Source organism: Microbulbifer agarilyticus S89, from assembly GCF_000220505.1.
Taxonomy (GTDB): Bacteria; Pseudomonadota; Gammaproteobacteria; order Pseudomonadales; family Cellvibrionaceae; genus Microbulbifer; species Microbulbifer agarilyticus_B.
This window is the reverse complement of the sequence record NZ_AFPJ01000024.1, coordinates 140075-157834: the sequence shown is the minus strand read 5'-3', so window position 1 is coordinate 157834 and position 17760 is coordinate 140075. Positions and strand designations below refer to the sequence as shown.

The following is a 17760-nucleotide window of genomic DNA, read 5'->3' as shown; positions in this document are numbered from 1 at the left end:
TCCGGTCGGCGCTTTTTTTATGCTCTCTTTTTCTACTCTCCGGTGCGAGGTTTCGCTAGCCGCAGCGGTAAAGGCGCTCATCGGTTGCCACCAGGGCGAGCGGAATGTCCCAGCTTTCCATCGTTAGCTTTTCCACACACTGCAGCTGGTGCGCCACGCCCACCAGCTGTGGGCCGCTGCCTGGCCGCAGGTGCTTGAACGCGAAGGTGCGGTCGTAATAGCCCGCCCCCATACCTAGGCGTGCCCCACTTGGGTCAAAGGCCACCAGTGGTACCAGAACGATGTCCAGCTTCTGAGGCCTACGGGCCTCGCTGCGGCTAAATGCTGGCTCGGGGATACCGTAGCGGTTGCGATAGCGCAACGGCGCACCGTGCCAGCGCAAAAACGTCATGGTGTTGCGCCCCGGGCGCGGTAAGGCGGGCAGGTAAAACTGTTTGTCCGGGAAGCGTGTGTACAGTGCGCGGGGGTCGATTTCTCCATCCATGGGCCAGTAGATACCGATATGCCGTGCGCGTTTAAGCTCGGGACTGCGAGCGATGCGCAAGCACAAATGCCGGCTGGCGAGTCGTTGTTGGTGAGGGGAGAGGGCACGGCGCGCGGCGCGTATCTGTTTGCGCAGTTGGTGTTTATTTGGGAGCGCTGAGAGATCGGGCATCGACTTACAGGTATGCGCAGGTATGCGCGCTCCACTGCGTTCCGCAGCGAAAGCGCGAGCATGGGAATTAGGAGCCCCGAAGATGCGGCTGAAGACATAGCCTTGAACCGTAAGGCTCAAGGTGGGGGTCTCCGGGATGCATAAGGCTTTCCGCTACATGGCGGACTTGCACACCAACACCCGCTGGAAACCTCCAGGGTAGAATTATCGGCTCAGGACATAGTCAACTGGCCAACACTTCAGGGCGAGTAAGCAGTATACCTCTTGTGGAAGGTCTTGGCTAAACGCACTTTCGCGCCAAAATGGACTTTTTTACGCTAGTCAAGTTTGTGGCGCGCAGCGGGGAAGGGGCTAACTTAACGCGTTAGATGTTGTCGAACTTGTTCAGGGCAGCCTGAACTTTTTCGTGCAGTCGGTCGAGCATCTGCTCTTCCACGGGCTGGCGTGCGAGGTCGGCTTTGGCCTGAATCAATTCGTGTGCAATATTCAGCGCAGCCATCACCGCGATACGCTCGGCGCCGATCACGGAGCCGCTATTGCGAATTTTCGCCATTCGCTCATTGAGTAATTTTGCGGACGCCTGCAGGCCAGCCTGCTCATCTTCAGAGCAGGCAACCCGATACTCTTTGTCGAGTATGGTTACTGCGACGGTGGCGGATTGGTTGGTATTACTGCTCATGGATCATCAGGGCTCGGGCGTTTTGACTCTTGCTACCAGGATTTAGATTCTGATGTCAGCCGTCAGGGTTGATGCCTTTCAGGCGGTTGATGATGGTCTCAACACGGCTGCGGGCAATTTCGTTGTTTTTAATAAGTCGTTGACGCTCTTGCTGCCACAGGCCTTCCTGCTCGCGCAGGGCCTGATTGTCGGCCGCCAGCTGCTGATACTGCTGAATCAGCGTGTCTAGCTTGAGTTCTAACGCCTGTACTTTGTCCATAATTCCTGCGTATCGTGTGCGCCGCCTGCTCCAATGACCTGCGCAAGTCGGGGTATTCCGCTACTATATTGCCGGTATATTGGAGGGTCAATTACCTGCAATAGGCGTATACCCGCACGATCGCCCGCCGGGGGAGTGAATTAGCTATTATTTCGCCAGATTGGCGATTTATTCGCACATTTAAATTTGCGGTAAAGATTATTGCATGTGCGGGTGGTTAATTCCCGGCGCTAACGCAAGTTTTCAAGTTCCTGTCACCAATGCTGGAAAAGCGTAAGGCACATTAGCCGAAAGTCAGTGACTGGAAACTGGCAGTGTTAGTAGTGAAGGTAGGGCAGGAGAGGTGGTGCCCGCCCGATACACTCGCTGTGTCGTGAACACGGCCCCACGTAACGTCTTGGTTTTTTGGAGTATGTATGTCCGCAAAAAAGTTGTCGTTTGATGACCTCGCCAATCAGATCGTCGCTGCGGGAGGCAAGGTTGGCCCAAGTGAGTTACACGGATTTATCTGTGGGTTACTTGCCGCGGGTGCCCGTCCCGATGCGGCGCGCTGGCAGAAAGAAGCCGGTGAATTTCTCGACCTGGAAGCGGTACCTGCAGACCTGAACAGCGGCGTACAGGCTCTGGCAACAAAAAGCCTGCACGACTTTTCCGAAAAAGATTTCTCGTTTGAACCGCTGCTGAGTGACAGTGACGAACTGGCGGAGCGCGGCCAGACCCTGTGCCTGTGGTGTGAGGGTTTTCTGCATGGCTTTGGTGTGGGCAAATACAGTGAAAAACTCCTGCCCACTAGCAGTGAGGCGCTAAAAGATATGGCAGAGATTGCCCAGCTGGATGCCGAAGGCATGGAAAATGGTGCCGAGCAGGAGCGCCAGCTGTTCGAGGTGCAGGAGTATGTACGTATGGCCGCGCTGAATATTTTTGTCGAATGCAATAATGCTTCAGTGGGTGATCCTGCCGCGGCAGCGAAGAAGCCTGCCGGCCCAACTCTGCATTGATATCTCACCGTCAGCGTCCTGAATGAATATCTCGAAAGCCGAATACGCCCGCCGCCGTCAGCGCTTGGTGGATGCATTGCCGGAAAACAGTGTCGCCATCGTTCCTGCCGCGCGGGAACAGCTGCGCTCCCGCGATACCTACTTTCCGTTCCGCCAGGATAGTGATTTTCTCTACCTGACGGGGTTTAGCGAGCCAGAATCCCTGCTGGTCATTGCGCCCGGGCGTGCCCAGGGCGAATCCGTGCTGTTTTGTCGCGAGCGCGATGCAGACAAGGAAATGTGGGATGGCCCACGCCTCGGGCCGGAGCGGGCGGCGGAGAGCTGCGGTCTGTGCGATGCATTCCCGATCGGTGACCTCGACGATATTCTTCCCGGCTTGCTCGAGGGGCGGGAATTTATCTGCTACACCATGGGCCGTTACCCGCAGTTGGACCGGCGGCTGCAAGCCTATCTGCAAGCCATTGAAGGTGCGCCGGGTAGTAGCGGTGCACCGCAGATGGTGAGCCTCGACCCGCTACTGCACGATTTGCGCCTGTTCAAAAGCGCGGCGGAAATTCGCCTGATGGCGCGCGCCTCCGAGATCAGCGCGGCAGGGCATCGCCGGGCGATGCAGGCCTGTCGTCCCGGAGTGTACGAATACCAGCTGGAAGCCGAATTGCTGCATACCTTTGCCACTGAGGGTGCACGCGAGCCGGCTTACCCGAGTATTGTGGGCAGCGGTCGCAATGCTCTGGTCATGCATTACATCGCTAATAATGCACAGTTGAAAAAAGGCGACCTGGTTTTGATCGATGCGGGCTGTGAGTTTCGCGGCTACGCCGCCGATATTACCCGCACCATTCCTGTCAGTGGCCGGTTCAGTGGCCCGCAAAAAGCGGTGTATGAAATTGTGCTCGCGAGCCAGCAAGCGGCGATTGAAAAAATTCGCCCGGGGCATGACTGGGATCAACCACACCTCGCCAGTGTTGCAGTTATTGTGCAGGGATTAAAAGATCTGGGGTTGTTGCAGGGCAATATTGACGGACTGATTGAGTCCGGTGCTTACCGGCAGTTTTATATGCACAGAGTCGGTCATTGGCTGGGCATGGACGTGCACGATGTGGGTGATTACAAGGTGCATGGGCAGTGGCGGCAGCTGGAAGTTGGGATGGCGATGACGGTGGAGCCCGGTATTTATATCGGCGCGGATGCAGTGTCTGTGGCGGAAAAATTCCGCGGCATCGGCATTCGTATTGAAGATGATGTAGCGTTGACGAAAGAGGGCTGCAAGATCTTGTCTGCGGATGCCCCAAAATCCATTGCCGATATCGAACAGCTGATGAGCGCCGGTGATTTGGTTCAGGAAGCCCTGTTATGACTGACAAGCAAATGGTCGACACGCAACTGACCGACGTTGCCATTGTTGGCGGCGGCATGGCGGGGGCCAGCCTGGCACTGTTGTTGGCTCACCACTGCCCGGGGCTCAAAGTGACGTTGCTCGAGCGCCAGTCGATTGTTGCCGATGCGGGTGAGCTCAAACTGCCGAGCTTCGATACCCGTGCCACCGCCATTGCTGCGGGTAGCCTGCGAATTTTTGACGAGCTGGGTCTGTGGTCTGAATTGCAGAAGTACGCCGCACCGATCCGTCGGGTCCAGGTGTCTGATCGCGGTCACAGCCTGGGCGCCAGTTTGCAGGCGCAGCGGGAGGAGGATGCGAGCTTTGCAGGTATGCTCGGCGCGGTAATCGAAAATGCGGCCCTGGGGCCGATGCTGTATCGCGCCCTGTCAGCGTCCGCGGTGGATGTGTGGGCGCCCGCCGAAGTTGCCAAGGTGGCAATGCACCCATCGGGGGCCCGCCTTGAGGTGCACCGTGATACGCAGGCGACCCGCCTGGATACCCGCCTGCTGGTGGTCGCCGATGGTGCGGATTCCGCGTTGTGCCGCGAACTAGGTATTGCCACCGAGAAAGTCGATTACCAGCAACACGCACTGGTAACCACCGTGGGGTTGCAGCGTGACCATGGCGGGGTGGCCTATGAGCGCTTTACCGAGCGAGGTCCCATGGCCCTGCTGCCGCTGCCCAAGCGCGACGATATGCACCGGGCAGCGTTGGTGTGGACGTGTGAAAGCGGCAGTGAACAGGCGCTCACAGACCTGCCCGAAGCCGATTTTTTGCAGCGCCTGCAGGACAGTTTCGGCTGGCGCGCGGGGCGTATCGTGCGCGCAGGCAAGGTGCACAGTTACCCGCTGACCCTGTCGCTGGCGCGTGAACAGGTGCGCCGCGGGGTGGCGCTGGTGGGCAATAGCGCGCACTTTCTGCACCCGGTGGCGGGCCAGGGGTTCAATCTCACCCTGCGCGACTGCGAAACCCTGGCGCGAGTGATCCGCAGGGAAATGGCGGCAAAAGGCGCGAACTTCGCGCAAAGTGGCCCCGGCGAGCTAGAATTAATGCAGCATTTTTGGCGTGAGCGCCAACAGGATCAGATGCTAACCATCGGTTTCAGCGATAAGGTCCCGTCCTTATTCGCGTCCCGCAACCTGTTGGTCAGCGGTTTGCGCCAGCTGGGCTTGCTGGGATTGGCGCTGGCGCCAACCGCGCGGGCTGCTTTTGCCCGGCAAGCGGCTGGGATTGCACGATAAGCACACTATAACAGTTCGGATTTCTGCGGCGGTTCGGCAATGGATCGGGTCGCCCACTCCCCTCAAAATTTCTTGTCCGGAGACACTCTGCCTATGAACAGACAGCGAATGGATGTGACCATCGTTGGTGGCGGCATGGTGGGTATGGCGCAGGCGGCTCTGCTGGCTGTGCGTTGCCCACAATTACGCATTTCGCTGTTGGAGGCGTCGACCGTGGAGCAGCCGGTGCGCCCGGATGCCTACGACGCGCGAGTCGTGGCGTTGACGGAAGCCTCGCGCAAATTACTGGCGGAGACCGGCGCCTGGCAGCTGATCGAGGGCAAGCGGGAATGCCCGTACACCCAGATGCGCGTGTGGGATGCAGAAGGTACGGGTTCGGTCTATTTCGATTGTCGGGATGTGAAGCTGCCCAATCTGGGGCACATCGTGGAAAACAATGTGATCCTTGCCGCCTTGCGCCAGCGTATGGAAGAGCTACCCAACGTGAGCATGGAAACCGGCTTTAAGCTAGAGAGCTGGTGGCGGGACTGCGGCTTATGGCACCTGCAGGCGCGCAGCCCCAATCGTGACATGATCGATGGCCTGGACGACCAGTCCCCGATACTCACTACCCGCTTGCTGGTGGGTGCCGATGGGGCCCGTTCGCGCGTGCGTGACTTGCTGCGCATCCGTACGCGGGATGTGGATTATCGCCAGACCGCGCTGGTGTGTGTGGCGCGCTGTGAACAGCCGCACCAGAACACCGCCTGGCAGCGTTTTCTGGATACTGGTCCGGTGGCGATGTTGCCGCTGGCCGGTCTGGGTGACGATAAGCATTGTGCGGTGGTCTGGTCCGCCGATGATGAGCTGGCCCGCGAGCTGGTGATGCTGGATGACCAGGCGTTTGCATTAAATTTGGAGAAGGCGATTGAAAGCCGTCTAGGGGCGATCGAGTCGGTCAGTGAGCGCTTTTCGTTTGCCCTGCGTGCGCGTCATGCCGAGTCTTACTTCGGCCCGGGTGCCGCATTGATTGGCGATGCCGCGCATAGTATTCATCCATTGGCGGGGCAGGGCGCAAACCTCGGGCTGATGGATGCCCAAGTGCTGACGGAAGAGGTGGAGCGCGCCCTGAAGCGAGGTATTTCCCCAGCGCATGCGTCGGTACTGGCGCGCTACCAGCGTCGCCGGCGTGGCGAGAATGCCTCTACCCTCAAAGCGATGAGCGCCTTTAAATCTCTATTCGGAGCGGGCGATCTACACTGGCGCTGGCTGCGCAACACCGGGCTCAGTATGGTGGATGCCAGCCCGATGCTGAAAAAACGCATTATTATGCGCGCAATGTCGGTTTAAGCTGTGCGCGAAGAGATGGCGCAACAGCACAAGAGCGAAACGCGGCAAACCAGCCGCGTTTTTTTATTGGCCCTGAATGCGCATTGACTGAACAAGGATTACCGTTTGAATCAGTGGATTACCATATGTGAATTTCCCCTGGGTCGAGACTTGTCTCCGCTCGCGGAATTTATTCGCCGTCACGAACTGCCCGTGCGTATCAGTGAAGAAAATAATGCGCAGGTGGTTGCCAGTTTGGTGCCGCAATTGGTGGAACCTTTGCGTGATTTGTTCGCTCGCTGGCAGGACGGCAGTGTGGATCTGGCCCGAATTGAGCTGCAGGTCCACGATCCTTCTGAAGAGCAGGGTGAAACTGAAAATGTAAATAGTGGTGGCGCAGTAGATAGTGCGGCCGCGCAACCTGTCACCGAGGCCGGCGCGAAAAAAACGGCGCGAGCCAAAAGTGCCGAACCCGTATCGGCGATCCCGCAGTGGCCATTGCAGCAGACCCCGGTATCCCTGTTGTTGATTGCCCTGTGTTTTATCGGTTGGTTTTTACTGCGCCAGGGCTGGGCCGAGCCTCTGGTGATTTACCCGGAGCAGCAGGGCGATTTCGATTTGCCCGGTTCAATATTGAGCCAGCAGCTGTCCCGCGGCGAGTTCTGGCGGCTGTGGACGCCGGCGATGGTGCACTTCTCGATTCCGCACGCACTATTCAACAGCCTGGGCATCTGGATTGTGGGGCGCTCACTGGAGGCGCGCGCGGGATCACTGTGGTTTGCATTGCTGGTGCTGATCAGTGCGCCGGTGGCCAACATTGCCCAGTATGCCTGGTCGCCGGGTAACTTATTTGGCGGTATGTCCGGGGTGGTGTACGCATTGATCGGCGCGGCGCTGGTAATCCAGCGCTGGCAACCCCAGTGGCGCGATGTGCCCGCAGCATTGATCTGGCTTGCGGTGGTGTGGTTGCTGGTGTGCATGACCGGGCTGGTGGATTACTTTATTCCCGGTGGCATTGCCAATGCCGCGCATGCGGGAGGGTTTGCCGCAGGGCTTCTGCTTGGGATACTGTTTTGCCTGGGTGGTGGTGCGCAGCGGTATTTCACTCCATCCACGCAGTCAGGCGATCTCAAAACAAATACCGGTCAAAAATCTTTCTAAGCACTTATGTTTTTACTGATTACTTATGTTTTCGTCGCGCTGGGATTCTCTTTTCTATGCTCCATAGCGGAGTCGGTAATTCTCAGTGTGACCCGCCCTTACATCCGCCTGTTGGAGCGTGAGGGGCACAGTTCCGGTAAAGTGCTGGCGCAGCTAAAAGATGATATCAATGCGCCTCTCGCAGCAATTCTCACCCTCAATACCGTGGCACACACGGTGGGTGCGGCGGGTGCCGGTGCCCAGGCAGCCGCAGTATTCGGCAACCAGTATCTGGGTATTGCCTCGGCCATTCTGACCCTGCTGATTCTGGTATTTTCTGAAATCATTCCAAAGACCCTGGGTGCAGTGTACTGGCGCCAGCTGGCACCAGCCACGGCGTATGTGCTGCGCTATTTGGTGATTGTACTGAAGCCGTTTGTTTGGCTGTCCGAATGGCTGACCAAAGGCCTGGCCCATGGCGCTACGCTCACTGGCTTCAGCCGCGAGGAGTTCGCGGTTATGGCGGAAATCGGAGAGGCGGAAGGGCAGTTGGAACGGCAGGAGTCCAGCATTCTGCACAATTTGTTTTTCACCCTGCGCGATCACACCGTGCGTGAGGTGATGACGCCGCGCACCGTGGTGTTTTCCCTGTCCCAGGATATGACGGTGGCAGAAGCCTATGAACAGGTCGAGAAGAGCCGCTTCTCGCGCATTCCCGTGTATGAACAGGAGGATGCGGATTTTGTGGTGGGCTTTGTGCTCAAGCAGGACCTGCTGCTGGCTTTCGCCCGCGGCGAGGGCGACACATCGTTACGCAGCCTGCGTCGGGATTTGTTGATGGTGCCGGAAACCGCAGCCATCTATCAGGTTTTCCACAAAATGTTGTCGCGGCGGGTGCAAATCAGTGCGGTGGTGGATGAGTACGGCAGTCTGGAAGGGCTGGTGGCGCTGGAAGATATTCTCGAGACCCTGTTGGGTGAAGAGATTGTCGATGAAGCAGACAAAACCCCGGACCGCCAGGAGGTGGCGAAACGCCTGTGGCGCATCCGCGCCAAGCGACATGGCCTGCGGGTAGATGACGAGGCCCAGCAAGAGCAGGAAGGAGAGCGGCCCCTGGAAAAGTTGGAAAAGGAGGTGCAATCTGAAGTCGACAAGCTACGGGTGGGCGATAGCAACGGCAGCGAGTCTGATGAAGAGGACGCGGCGCCGAACAAGGACGCCGGTGACTCGTCAGAAAAGCGAAACCCCTGATCGGGTTGTCGCAAGCCCCAGAACAACTCGGCAGCAGGTACACCACTTCAGTGGGGTGTGCGGCACAGATCAGCGAGCCGGGTCAATGGTTTCCCCAAGGCTGTTGTTCACCCGGAACCAGCCGGTAACACTGTAGCGGGGGCGGTGGCTGGTGAGCACTTCGTGGGGGAATTCCTCCGAAAGGAAAATCACCATCTGCCCGAACCTTGGTGCCACCTTCTCGAGCACCTCATCGGAGTCCGGCGCATAAATCTGTAATTCACCACCATCCTGTGGCTGCCAGTTCGGCGTCAGGTACAGCACCGTGCTCACCACCCGATTGGTACTGCCCTTGAACGCATCCATGTGCTTTTTGTAAAAATTGCCGCGGTTGTAGCGCGCGTAGTGGCACTCGTAGTCGAACAAGCCCAGAAACAGGCGCCGGTTCAATCCCAGCCGTAATGTCTCCGCCCAGCTCAGATACGCCGCCACCGCCGGATTCGACTTATCCAGCCAAAAAATCTCATCCGTGCGTACAAACTGGTTCAGCTGGTGTTCTTGCTCGCGGCCAATACCCGCTGCCTGGAAACGCTCTCGATCGATCGAGCGGAAATGCCGCAGCATGGACCCGAGTAGCGAAGGCGGCAGCGGTGCCGGCAAGACAATATAACCGGTCTCACGCAGCGCGCAGGCAATACGATCCAGCGGATCGTCATCATTGGGGCCGCGGCGCCAGTCGCGTTCGGCATAAGCCTGCGGAAGTACTTCCGCAGTGGAAAAGGCAGCGTTCAATCAGGGGACTTCCTCAGGGGCTGCGCGGGAGGGAGAGGCGGTGTGGCGCCGGGCGCAGCGGGTTGAACAGGGGCGGCTTTATAACCCCGCCTGCACCGCCGCGCCAGAACTATTTATGTGTAGGAATCGATTTATATGTAGGTATCGATTTATATGTAGGAATAGGTAGTTCCGTTACTGGCCCAAAACCAGGTTCCAGTTGGTCAGCAGAACAATAATGGTCACCGTGCCTATCAGCAGGTTCATGGGGATCCCCACTCTCAGGTAATCGGAGAAGCGGTAGCCACCGGGGCCGTACACCATCAGGTTGGTCTGGTAGCCCAGGGGCGTGGCGAAACTGGCCGATGCTGCCATCATCACTGCAAACATAAACGGTTCCGGATTCAGGCCCGCACTGGCGGTAATCTGCAAGACGATGGGTACCATGATGATGGCCGCCGCATTATTGGTCACCATCTCCGTAAGTAATGAAACGCACAGGTAGACCAGAATCAGCATCAGCCAGGGATGTCCGTACGACAGCGAAATGACTCCCTCCGCCAATACCGCTGCGACACCGGTTTTCTGCAGCGCGACCCCCAGGGCGAAGGACGCGGCGATGGTGATCAGCACTGGTAAATCGAGACTTTTTTGCGCCTGGTTCACCGAGCAGCAGCGGGTAATCAGCATGGCGCCCGCGCCAATCAACGAGGCGTTCAGCATGCTGACCAATCCCGTGCCCGCCGCCAGGACGATGGCGATCAGGATCAGCCAGGCGGTGAGGCCTTTCTCATGGCGGGGGCTTTCTGCTTCCAGGTCGTTGATCAGCAGGAAGTCTTTGCTGTAACGCTGGCGCAGCACAAAGCCCGGGCGGGCTTCCAGCAGCAAGGTGTCACCGGCCATCAGTTTGGTGCTGCCCAGGTTGCCGGCTACGCGCTCCCCCTGCCGCGCGACCGCCAGTACCGCGGCGCCGTAGCGTTTGCGAAACTGGGCGTCGCGAATACTGGTACCGACCACTTCGCAGTGGGGTGAAACGACCACTTCCACCAGCCGGCGCTCTTCAAATCCGGTTTCCAGTACGGCTTCTTCGTGATCGTGATCGGAAGGGACGATACCGCGCATACGCAGCAGGTCGGAAATGGCCTCGGTGTCGCCGGCGAATACCAGGCGATCCCCACCGCGGAGTTTTTCTGCCGAGCGCACCGGGGTAATCACATGGTTGTCCCGCTCAATTTCCACCAGATACACCCGGCGCAGTCCACGTAGGCCCGCGTCTTCCACGGTCTGGCCTACCAATGGCCCGTTGCCATCGATTGCCACTTCGAGGGTGAATTCGCGCAGGTTGCCGAACGGGGTTTTTTCGCGACGGTCCGGCAGCCAGCGGGGGAAAAAAATGAGCATAAAGGCCACGCCAACCAGCGCAGCGGGCAGCCCCACTGCGGCGATGGAAAACAGTGAGAAGCCTTCATTGCCTGTGATGGCCTGGTACTGGCCGTTAACCACCAGATTGGTGCTGGTGCCGATCAGGGTGAGGGTGCCACCGAGGATGGCACCGTAGCTGAGCGGAATCATCAGCTTGGAGGGGGCAATATCGATGCGCTTGGCCCAGGCGTTCAGCGCTGGGATCATGGTGGCAACCACCGGGGTATTGTTCAGATAGCCAGAAAGCGCCACCACGGGTGCAAATACCCGCAGCATGGCCGCGCGCGTGCCTTTGGGACGCCCCAGCACGTGTTTCACCAGCATATCGATACCGCCGGAGGCGTGGATGCCGGTGGCGACAACGAACATGGCGGCTACGGTAATCAGGCCGCTGTTACTGAATCCAGACAGGGCCTCGATGGGGGTGAGAACACCGCTGACGCTCAACAGGGTGAGCGCTGCCATCATCACCAGATACGCGTGCACGCGGGTGAAAATGAGAGTGGCCAGTACGGCAAAAACAAGAGAAAGGGAAAACCAGCCAGACCAATCCATAGCGGGGACGCGTTGTTCTAATTCCGATGACGGGTAAAACTACTGCAAACGCCTTAGTACCAAAAGTTCTTTTTTTGCATATTTATATAGCGTGCCGCCAAATGTGGTGGCGCTTTCATCGCTGTTGCCAGGATTTTTATCGACCAACAGCGGTGTACGCCTGGCCAATCTCCCGGCAATACCCTTCACAGGGCCCAGCAAGTAATATTTTTCACTGCGGCTGCTAGTCTTTGCAGAGTATTGGCATCTGGTATCTGCCGCTCTGCCGCCGGTAGAATACGCCGCTTTAGCGATTGCCCGCGCCAGCCCTCGGCAAGTGGCGCTGCCTCTGGGGTTACCCGAGGCCCCAGGCAATCACTAGCAAGGCAAACACTCGATTGGGGAATCTGCTCAGAATGGGAAATAAAACCGCGCTCTACGATGCCCACGTCGCCATGGGCGGCAAGATGGTGGACTTTGGTGGCTGGGACATGCCATTGCACTATGGCTCACAGCTCGAGGAGCACCACAAGGTGCGCCAGGATGCCGGCATGTTTGATGTCTCCCATATGACCGTCGTAGATGTGGATGGCGCCGGTGCACGGGACTATCTGCGTACCCTGCTCGCCAACGATGTGGCCAAGCTGGACGGTAACCCGGGCAAGGCCCTGTATACCGGCATGCTCAACCCGCAGGGTGGCGTGGTGGATGACCTCATCGTTTACCTGCGAGACCCCGGCTATCGCGTGGTGGTGAATTGCGCTACCCGTGAAAAAGACCTGGCGTGGATGAATGAGCAGGCCCAGGCATTTGATGTGACCCTGACAGAGCGCCCGCACCTGGCCATGGTGGCAATTCAGGGCCCGCAGGCGATCGAGAAGGTGAAAGAGGTGATGGGCATTGACTGGACCGCCGCCATCACCGATCTCAAGGTGTTTAACAGTATTGCCCGTGGCGACTGGTTTATTGCCCGCACCGGCTATACCGGTGAAGATGGCCTCGAGATTATGCTCAATAACGAGGATGCGCCGGGCTTCTGGCAGGCGCTGGCGGATGCGGGCGTCGCACCTTGCGGCCTCGGCGCGCGCGACACTCTGCGTCTCGAGGCGGGCATGAACCTGTACGGCAACGAGATGGATGACGATACCTCGCCGCTGCAGGCAAATATGGCTTGGACCATCGGATGGGAGCCGGAAGATCGTCAGTTTATCGGCCGGGAAGCGCTGGCGCAGGAAAAGGCCGCTGGCGTCGAGAACAAGCTGGTTGGCCTGGTGCTCGAAGATCGCGGTGTTTTACGCGCAGGCCAGAAGGTTGTGGTGGACGATACGAATCGCCGCGGTATCATCACCAGCGGAACTTTCTCACCCACTCTGGGCTTCTCCATCGCAATGGCCCGCGTACCGGTGAGTGTTGGTGACTCCGCGCAAGTAGAAATCCGCAACAAGCTGGTTCCGGTGCGGGTAGTGAAACCGAGTTTTGTGCGCAACGGCAAACCACTGGTCTAAGCGCGTCGCTGCACTTTTTGATGAATACACTGTTTATCGCTTTTTTTGAGCTTATTTGAGGGAAGAACCCATGAGCGAGATTCGCAACGAACTGAAGTACGCCTCCAGCCACGAGTGGGCGCGGTTGGAAGAAGACGGCACGGTAACCGTCGGTATTAGCGATCACGCCCAGGACGCACTGGGTGATGTGGTTTACGTAGAAACCCCGGAAGTGGGCCAGACTCTGTCTGCCGGTGAAGAGGCGGGTGTGGTTGAGTCTGTGAAGGCCGCCAGCGACATCTACGCACCGATTTCCGGTGAAGTCGTTGCGATCAACGAAGCGCTGGAAGATGAGCCGGAAACCGTAAACTCCAGCCCTTACGACGATGGCTGGTTCTTCCGCGTGAAGCCCAGCGACGAAGGCGAGCTGGACAAGCTGCTGGACGCGGATGCGTACAAGGCAGAGAGCGAAGAGGGCTAATTGCCGTTTCGCTGACGAAAAAACGCCGGGCATTGCCCGGCGTTTTTGTTTGTCCAATTTTGTTTGTCCAATGCGTCAACCTGTCACGAATCGGAGCTGGTTTCCGTTTGCTGTGGCTGCATCAGCCCACCGATACCAAGGTCCTGCAGGTAGCCCAGCAGTTTTTCTTCGATCTGCTCCGGGCTCTCCATTTTCAGCACCTGCTGCAGCAGGCGGTCCAGGTCGGACTTGTTGACCTCGCGCAGGGCCGCCTTGACCCGCGGCAAGTTGGTCGCATTCATCGACAGCACATCGTAGCCCATGGCCACCAGCAGCAGAGCGCCGCCCGGTGATCCCGCCAGCTCACCGCAGATACCCACCTTGGTGCTGGTCTCGTGGCAAGCGGTAACCACTTGCAGCAGCGCCTGCAGCACCGCAGGGTGCAGGCTGTGATAGATGCTCGCGACCCGACTGTTGTTGCGATCCACCGCCAGCAGGTACTGGGTTAGGTCGTTGCTGCCCACCGACAGAAAGTCGACCCGTTTGGATAGTTCGCGGGCCTGGTAAACCGCCGAGGGAACTTCGATCATGATTCCCAGTGGCGGGCGCTTGATGGCATAACCCTCGTCCAGCAGCTCATCGTAGGCGCGATCCACCAGTTTGCGTGCCGCCTCCACTTCGCCCACCCCGGTCACCATGGGCAGCATGATGCGCAGGTTATCCAGCCCGAGACTGGCCTTCATCATGGCGCGCACCTGGCCAAGGAAAATTTCCGGGTGGTCGAGTGTGACGCGAATGCCGCGCCAGCCAAGGAAGGGGTTGGTTTCCTCGATGGGGAAGTAGGTGAGGGCCTTGTCGCCGCCGATATCCAGGGTACGCATGGTTACCGGACGGGGGGCGAAGGCCTCCAACTGCTCCCGGTAGATCTCGCGCTGCTCCTCTTCCGACGGGAAGCGATCCCGCAGCAGGAATGGCACCTCGGTGCGGTATAGGCCGACACCTTCGGCGCCGCGCTCCAGCGAGCGCACCACGTCAGCCATCAGGCCGGTGTTTACCCACAGTCGCACCCGGTGCCCGTCGGCGGTTTCCCCGGGCAACTGCGCCAGATGGTCCAGGTTGCGCGCCAGTTCCCGCTCTTCTGCCACAATGGCCTCATAGTGGCGGCGCAGTTCTGAACCGGGCTGCAGGTGCAGGCTGCCACGATAACCGTCGACAATCATGTCCACGCCATCGATCTGTTCCCAGGGCAAATCCTGCGCCCCCATCACCGCGGGAACGCCCATGGCGCGCGCGAGAATGGCCACATGGCTGTTGCCGGAGCCTTTTACCGACACCAGTCCCGCGAGCTTCTCCCTGGGCACGTCTGCGAGCACCGAGGCAGTCAGCTCCTCGCCGATCAGGATGGTGTTGTTGGGGTAGTCGCGCTGGCTCTGCTCTTGCTGGCGCAGGTGCATCAATACCCGTGCGCCCAGGTCGCGCACATCCGCGGCGCGGTCACGGAAATAGGAGTCGGACATGGCCTCAAAGCGGCGCACATGCTCAAGCATTACCTCTGCCCAGGCACGGCTGGCGGTTAGCTTTTGGCGAATCCGCTCGCACACTTCTACCGCGATGGAGCTGTCATCGAGCATGCTGATATAGGCATCGAACAGCGCGCGCTCTTCTCTGTTTAGCTCGCCCTTGAGACGCTCGCCGACCTCGCGAATTTCGCTGCGGGCCGCAGACAATGCTTGCTGGAACAGCGCCAGCTCTGCATCCACATCCATGGCGCAGGCGAAGGGTACGGTTGCCAGGTTGGCCGGCGGTGCGACGATATGGGCGCGGCCAATGGCGATGCCCGGAGAGGCCGCGAGGCCGTTGAACTTCGCCTCGTTGCGCTGCTGGCCCATGGTGGCAAGGGCACCGGTGGCTTCCGCATGGGCAATAACCCCGGCGAGCTGCGCGGACAGGGTGACCAGGAAGGCTTCTTCACCTTCATCAAAACGACGGCGCTCGGCCTGCTGTACTACCAGCACACCGAGCACGGAGCGGTGGTGAATAATCGGGGTGCCGAGGAAGGCCGAGAAGCGCTCCTCGCCGGTTGCAGGGAAGTACTGGAACGCCGGGTGCGCTTCCGCGTGTTCCAGGTTGATCGGCTCCTCGCGGGTGGCCACGTTGCCCACCAGACCCTCACCGGGCGCCATGTGTACCTGGCCGACCGAGTCTTGATTCAGGCCCTCGGTGGCCATCAGCACGTAGTTGCCAGAGTGCTTATCACGCAGGTAGACCGAGCAAACGCGCGTTTGCATCACCTCGCGCACCTGGCGGACGATAATATCCAGCGCCGACGGCAGGTCCCGAGCGGTATTCACTTGCTGAACGATACTGCGTAATGATCCGAGCAAAATGGCTGTCCTCGCCGTAATGCGGAGTCAGGCTGGGCTGCCTCCATCGCTGGCTCGCGCGACTATGTCACGATTATGGCGCGACTGTGTCGTGACTGTGGCGCGGTACCCGCATGTCCCTGGGGTGCCGCGGTAACAGGGTTACTGGTCGCGCTTCAGCCAGCGTCTTTCCAATTGTATTTGTGTGGGCGCCAGCTCTGTGAGGGCGCGCCGGTAGACCTCGCGTTTGAAGGTCACCACTTTGGTCAATGGGTGCCAGTAACTCACCCATCGCCAATGATCGAACTCCGGTTTGTAGCCGTTGTTGAAACTGATGTTGCTCTCATCTGCATTGAGCTGGAGCAGGAACCACTTTTGCTTTTGGCCGATACACAGGGGTTCCGAGCGGCGCCGCACCAAGCGTTGTGGCAGGCGGTAGCGCAGCCAGCCACGGGTACAGCCGAGCATGGTGACCTGGCTGCGGGTCAGGCCGACCTCCTCGTAAAGCTCCCGATACAGTGCCTGCTCCGGGGATTCACCCGGATTGATGCCGCCCTGCGGAAATTGCCATGCGTCCTTGCCGCCTACCCTGCGCGCCCAGAGAGCCTGGCCGCGCGCGTTCAGAACAATGATGCCAACATTTGGGCGGAAGCCCTCGCTGTCGATATTGCTGCTGTTGTCCGAAGTCGCACCAGCATCTGCCGCCTGCTTGCGCTGTGTCTTGTTGCCGCCAGAGCGGTCGTTGCGCGCGGAAGACCTGGTGGGTTTGCGGCGGTTTTTTCGCCCGGCGGGTGTGTGCTTGCCGTCGCCCAAAATACCGTCCTCAATCTTTGCGGTGCGCAAGCCGGGCGCCGAGTTCATCTCGACCAGCCGGCCGGGCGTAACACACCCAGCGCACCATAATGTCCTGCATTGTTCCACAGCGGTCGAATTACAGCAATTCAGTGACGGCGGTCGATGTATCCCGGCAGTCGGCAGGGTAAACTCTGCCGCCCCCTGACAGGGAAGCCTGGTTAGTGGCTGCATTGCTGCCTGGCCGCGGAGGCGACGGGATTGGCGCGAAAAGATTGTGTCAGGGCGCCGTGGGCGACAGCCGTGCCCTATAGTCAATAAAGGAGAATTTTTGTGCAGCTGGCGATTTTTGACCTCGACAACACATTGATTGGCGGCGACAGCGACCACGCCTGGGGCGAGTTCCTGGTGCAGCGCGAGTGTGTGGACGGGGAGCGGTTCCGCAGCGAGAACGATCGCTTCTATCGGGACTACCAGCAGGGTGCCCTGGATATCTTTGCGTATCTTTCTTTTGCACTGGAGCCATTAGCCCAGCTGTCGCGCGGGCAGTTGCAGAACCTGCAGCAGGAATTTATGCAGGAGGTCATCGGCGACATCTGGCTGCCTCACGCGGAAACCCTGATCCAGCGGCACCGCGACGCGGGGCACCACATCATGATTATCACCGCCACCAATCGCTTTGTGGTGGAGCCGATCGTTGCGCGCCTGGGAGTGGATACCCTGTTGGCGACGGAGCCTGAAGAGGTGAATGGCAAGTTCACCGGCCAGGTGGCTGGGCAGCCGTGTTTTCAGGAGGGCAAGGTGTTGCGCCTGCAGCAGTGGTTGGATACCTACCCCCAATTCGCCGCGGGGCAAAAGTGGTTTTATAGCGATTCCATCAACGATTTGCCCCTGCTAGAGCAGGTAGAGTTCCCCGTTGCGGTGGACCCCGACAGCCGGCTGCGTGAGGAAGCGCTCACTCGTGGATGGAAAGTGATCAGCCTGCGCGGTGACTACGAAGATTTTGCCAGTGCGATGGACTGGTAAAGTCCACCGCATCGATTTTT

General features: G+C 59.1%; 16 protein-coding genes and 1 other RNA gene. 9 read left to right on the top strand and 8 right to left on the bottom strand.

Annotated elements, in window-relative coordinates:
* Positions 1 to 55: 55 nt before the first annotated feature.
* The 4 genes from AS89_RS0107255 to AS89_RS0107245 form a co-directional block, all read right to left on the bottom strand.
* Complete coding sequence (locus AS89_RS0107255) at positions 56 to 655, bottom strand: 5-formyltetrahydrofolate cyclo-ligase (RefSeq protein WP_033230104.1); 600 nt, start codon at positions 653 to 655, stop codon at positions 56 to 58.
* Positions 656 to 724: 69 nt separating this feature from the next.
* Positions 725 to 904: non-coding RNA, 6S RNA (ssrS, locus tag AS89_RS18400), on the bottom strand.
* Between the two features lie 115 nt (positions 905 to 1019).
* Positions 1020 to 1334 carry a cell division protein ZapA gene (locus AS89_RS0107250; RefSeq protein ID WP_010131827.1) on the bottom strand — a complete coding sequence of 105 codons (315 nt, stop codon included), beginning with the start codon at positions 1332 to 1334 and terminating at the stop codon, positions 1020 to 1022.
* A gap of 55 nt (positions 1335 to 1389) precedes the next feature.
* Positions 1390 to 1593 carry a TIGR02449 family protein gene (locus AS89_RS0107245; RefSeq protein ID WP_010131826.1) on the bottom strand — a complete coding sequence of 68 codons (204 nt, stop codon included), beginning with the start codon at positions 1591 to 1593 and terminating at the stop codon, positions 1390 to 1392.
* A gap of 416 nt (positions 1594 to 2009) precedes the next feature.
* On the opposite strand from AS89_RS0107245, the gene AS89_RS0107240 reads away from it, so the two are divergent.
* The 6 genes from AS89_RS0107240 (at position 2010) to AS89_RS0107215 (ending at position 8909) form a co-directional block, all read left to right on the top strand.
* Positions 2010 to 2591 carry a UPF0149 family protein gene (locus AS89_RS0107240; RefSeq protein ID WP_010131825.1) on the top strand — a complete coding sequence of 194 codons (582 nt, stop codon included), beginning with the start codon at positions 2010 to 2012 and terminating at the stop codon, positions 2589 to 2591.
* Positions 2592 to 2613: 22 nt separating this feature from the next.
* Positions 2614 to 3948 (top strand): Xaa-Pro aminopeptidase, encoded by a 1335-nt coding sequence (gene pepP, locus AS89_RS0107235; protein WP_010131824.1) that lies wholly within the window; start codon positions 2614 to 2616, stop codon positions 3946 to 3948.
* Positions 3945 to 5210: a 2-octaprenyl-6-methoxyphenyl hydroxylase gene (ubiH, locus tag AS89_RS0107230; RefSeq protein WP_010131823.1), complete on the top strand. Its 1266-nt coding sequence runs from the start codon at positions 3945 to 3947 to the stop codon at positions 5208 to 5210. Before pepP ends, ubiH begins: the two co-directional genes overlap by 4 nt.
* Before the next feature lie 93 nt (positions 5211 to 5303).
* Positions 5304 to 6539, top strand: coding sequence for a UbiH/UbiF/VisC/COQ6 family ubiquinone biosynthesis hydroxylase (locus AS89_RS0107225; protein WP_029249863.1), 1236 nt, complete (start codon positions 5304 to 5306; stop codon positions 6537 to 6539).
* Between the two features lie 105 nt (positions 6540 to 6644).
* Positions 6645 to 7679, top strand: coding sequence for a rhomboid family intramembrane serine protease (locus AS89_RS0107220; RefSeq protein WP_010131821.1), 1035 nt, complete (start codon positions 6645 to 6647; stop codon positions 7677 to 7679).
* A 6-nt stretch (positions 7680 to 7685) separates the two neighbouring features.
* Positions 7686 to 8909 (top strand): hemolysin family protein, encoded by a 1224-nt coding sequence (locus tag AS89_RS0107215; RefSeq protein WP_010131820.1) that lies wholly within the window; start codon positions 7686 to 7688, stop codon positions 8907 to 8909.
* Between the two features lie 69 nt (positions 8910 to 8978).
* On the opposite strand, the gene AS89_RS0107210 is transcribed toward AS89_RS0107215, so the two are convergent.
* Both AS89_RS0107210 and AS89_RS0107205 read right to left on the bottom strand, forming a co-directional pair.
* Complete coding sequence (locus AS89_RS0107210; protein WP_010131818.1) at positions 8979 to 9680, bottom strand: 2OG-Fe(II) oxygenase; 702 nt, start codon at positions 9678 to 9680, stop codon at positions 8979 to 8981.
* A 174-nt stretch (positions 9681 to 9854) separates the two neighbouring features.
* On the bottom strand, positions 9855 to 11636 hold the full coding sequence (locus AS89_RS0107205; protein ID WP_010131817.1) for an SLC13 family permease: 1782 nt from the start codon (positions 11634 to 11636) through the stop codon (positions 9855 to 9857).
* A 395-nt stretch (positions 11637 to 12031) separates the two neighbouring features.
* Between AS89_RS0107205 and gcvT the strand changes: the two genes are divergently transcribed.
* Complete coding sequence (gene gcvT, locus AS89_RS0107200) at positions 12032 to 13120, top strand: glycine cleavage system aminomethyltransferase GcvT (protein ID WP_010131816.1); 1089 nt, start codon at positions 12032 to 12034, stop codon at positions 13118 to 13120.
* 70 nt (positions 13121 to 13190) lie between these two features.
* Complete coding sequence (gene gcvH / locus AS89_RS0107195) at positions 13191 to 13580, top strand: glycine cleavage system protein GcvH (RefSeq protein ID WP_010131815.1); 390 nt, start codon at positions 13191 to 13193, stop codon at positions 13578 to 13580.
* 83 nt (positions 13581 to 13663) lie between these two features.
* On the opposite strand, the gene ptsP is transcribed toward gcvH, so the two are convergent.
* Positions 13664 to 15943 (bottom strand): phosphoenolpyruvate--protein phosphotransferase, encoded by a 2280-nt coding sequence (gene ptsP, locus AS89_RS0107190; RefSeq protein WP_010131814.1) that lies wholly within the window; start codon positions 15941 to 15943, stop codon positions 13664 to 13666.
* Between the two features lie 141 nt (positions 15944 to 16084).
* Positions 16085 to 16588 carry an RNA pyrophosphohydrolase gene (locus AS89_RS0107185; protein WP_029249862.1) on the bottom strand — a complete coding sequence of 168 codons (504 nt, stop codon included), beginning with the start codon at positions 16586 to 16588 and terminating at the stop codon, positions 16085 to 16087.
* 459 nt (positions 16589 to 17047) lie between these two features.
* On the opposite strand from AS89_RS0107185, the gene AS89_RS0107180 reads away from it, so the two are divergent.
* Positions 17048 to 17740, top strand: coding sequence for an HAD family hydrolase (locus tag AS89_RS0107180; protein ID WP_010131812.1), 693 nt, complete (start codon positions 17048 to 17050; stop codon positions 17738 to 17740).
* Positions 17741 to 17760 lie beyond the last annotated feature (20 nt).

Bases quoted from the DNA above. Each gene is read 5' to 3' on its own strand.
- AS89_RS0107240 (WP_010131825.1), top strand. From the start codon at position 2,010: ATGTCCGCAAAAAAGTTGTCGTTTGATGACCTCGCCAATCAGATCGTC.
- AS89_RS0107225 (WP_029249863.1), top strand. From the start codon at position 5,304: ATGAACAGACAGCGAATGGATGTGACCATCGTTGGTGGCGGCATGGTG.
- gcvT (WP_010131816.1), top strand. From the start codon at position 12,032: ATGGGAAATAAAACCGCGCTCTACGATGCCCACGTCGCCATGGGCGGC.
- ubiH (WP_010131823.1), top strand. From the start codon at position 3,945: ATGACTGACAAGCAAATGGTCGACACGCAACTGACCGACGTTGCCATT.
- AS89_RS0107245 (WP_010131826.1), bottom strand. From the start codon at position 1,593: ATGGACAAAGTACAGGCGTTAGAACTCAAGCTAGACACGCTGATTCAG.
- AS89_RS0107215 (WP_010131820.1), top strand. From the start codon at position 7,686: ATGTTTTTACTGATTACTTATGTTTTCGTCGCGCTGGGATTCTCTTTT.
- AS89_RS0107250 (WP_010131827.1), bottom strand. From the start codon at position 1,334: ATGAGCAGTAATACCAACCAATCCGCCACCGTCGCAGTAACCATACTC.
- AS89_RS0107255 (WP_033230104.1), bottom strand. From the start codon at position 655: ATGCCCGATCTCTCAGCGCTCCCAAATAAACACCAACTGCGCAAACAG.
- AS89_RS0107205 (WP_010131817.1), bottom strand. From the start codon at position 11,636: ATGGATTGGTCTGGCTGGTTTTCCCTTTCTCTTGTTTTTGCCGTACTG.
- pepP (WP_010131824.1), top strand. From the start codon at position 2,614: ATGAATATCTCGAAAGCCGAATACGCCCGCCGCCGTCAGCGCTTGGTG.
- gcvH (WP_010131815.1), top strand. From the start codon at position 13,191: ATGAGCGAGATTCGCAACGAACTGAAGTACGCCTCCAGCCACGAGTGG.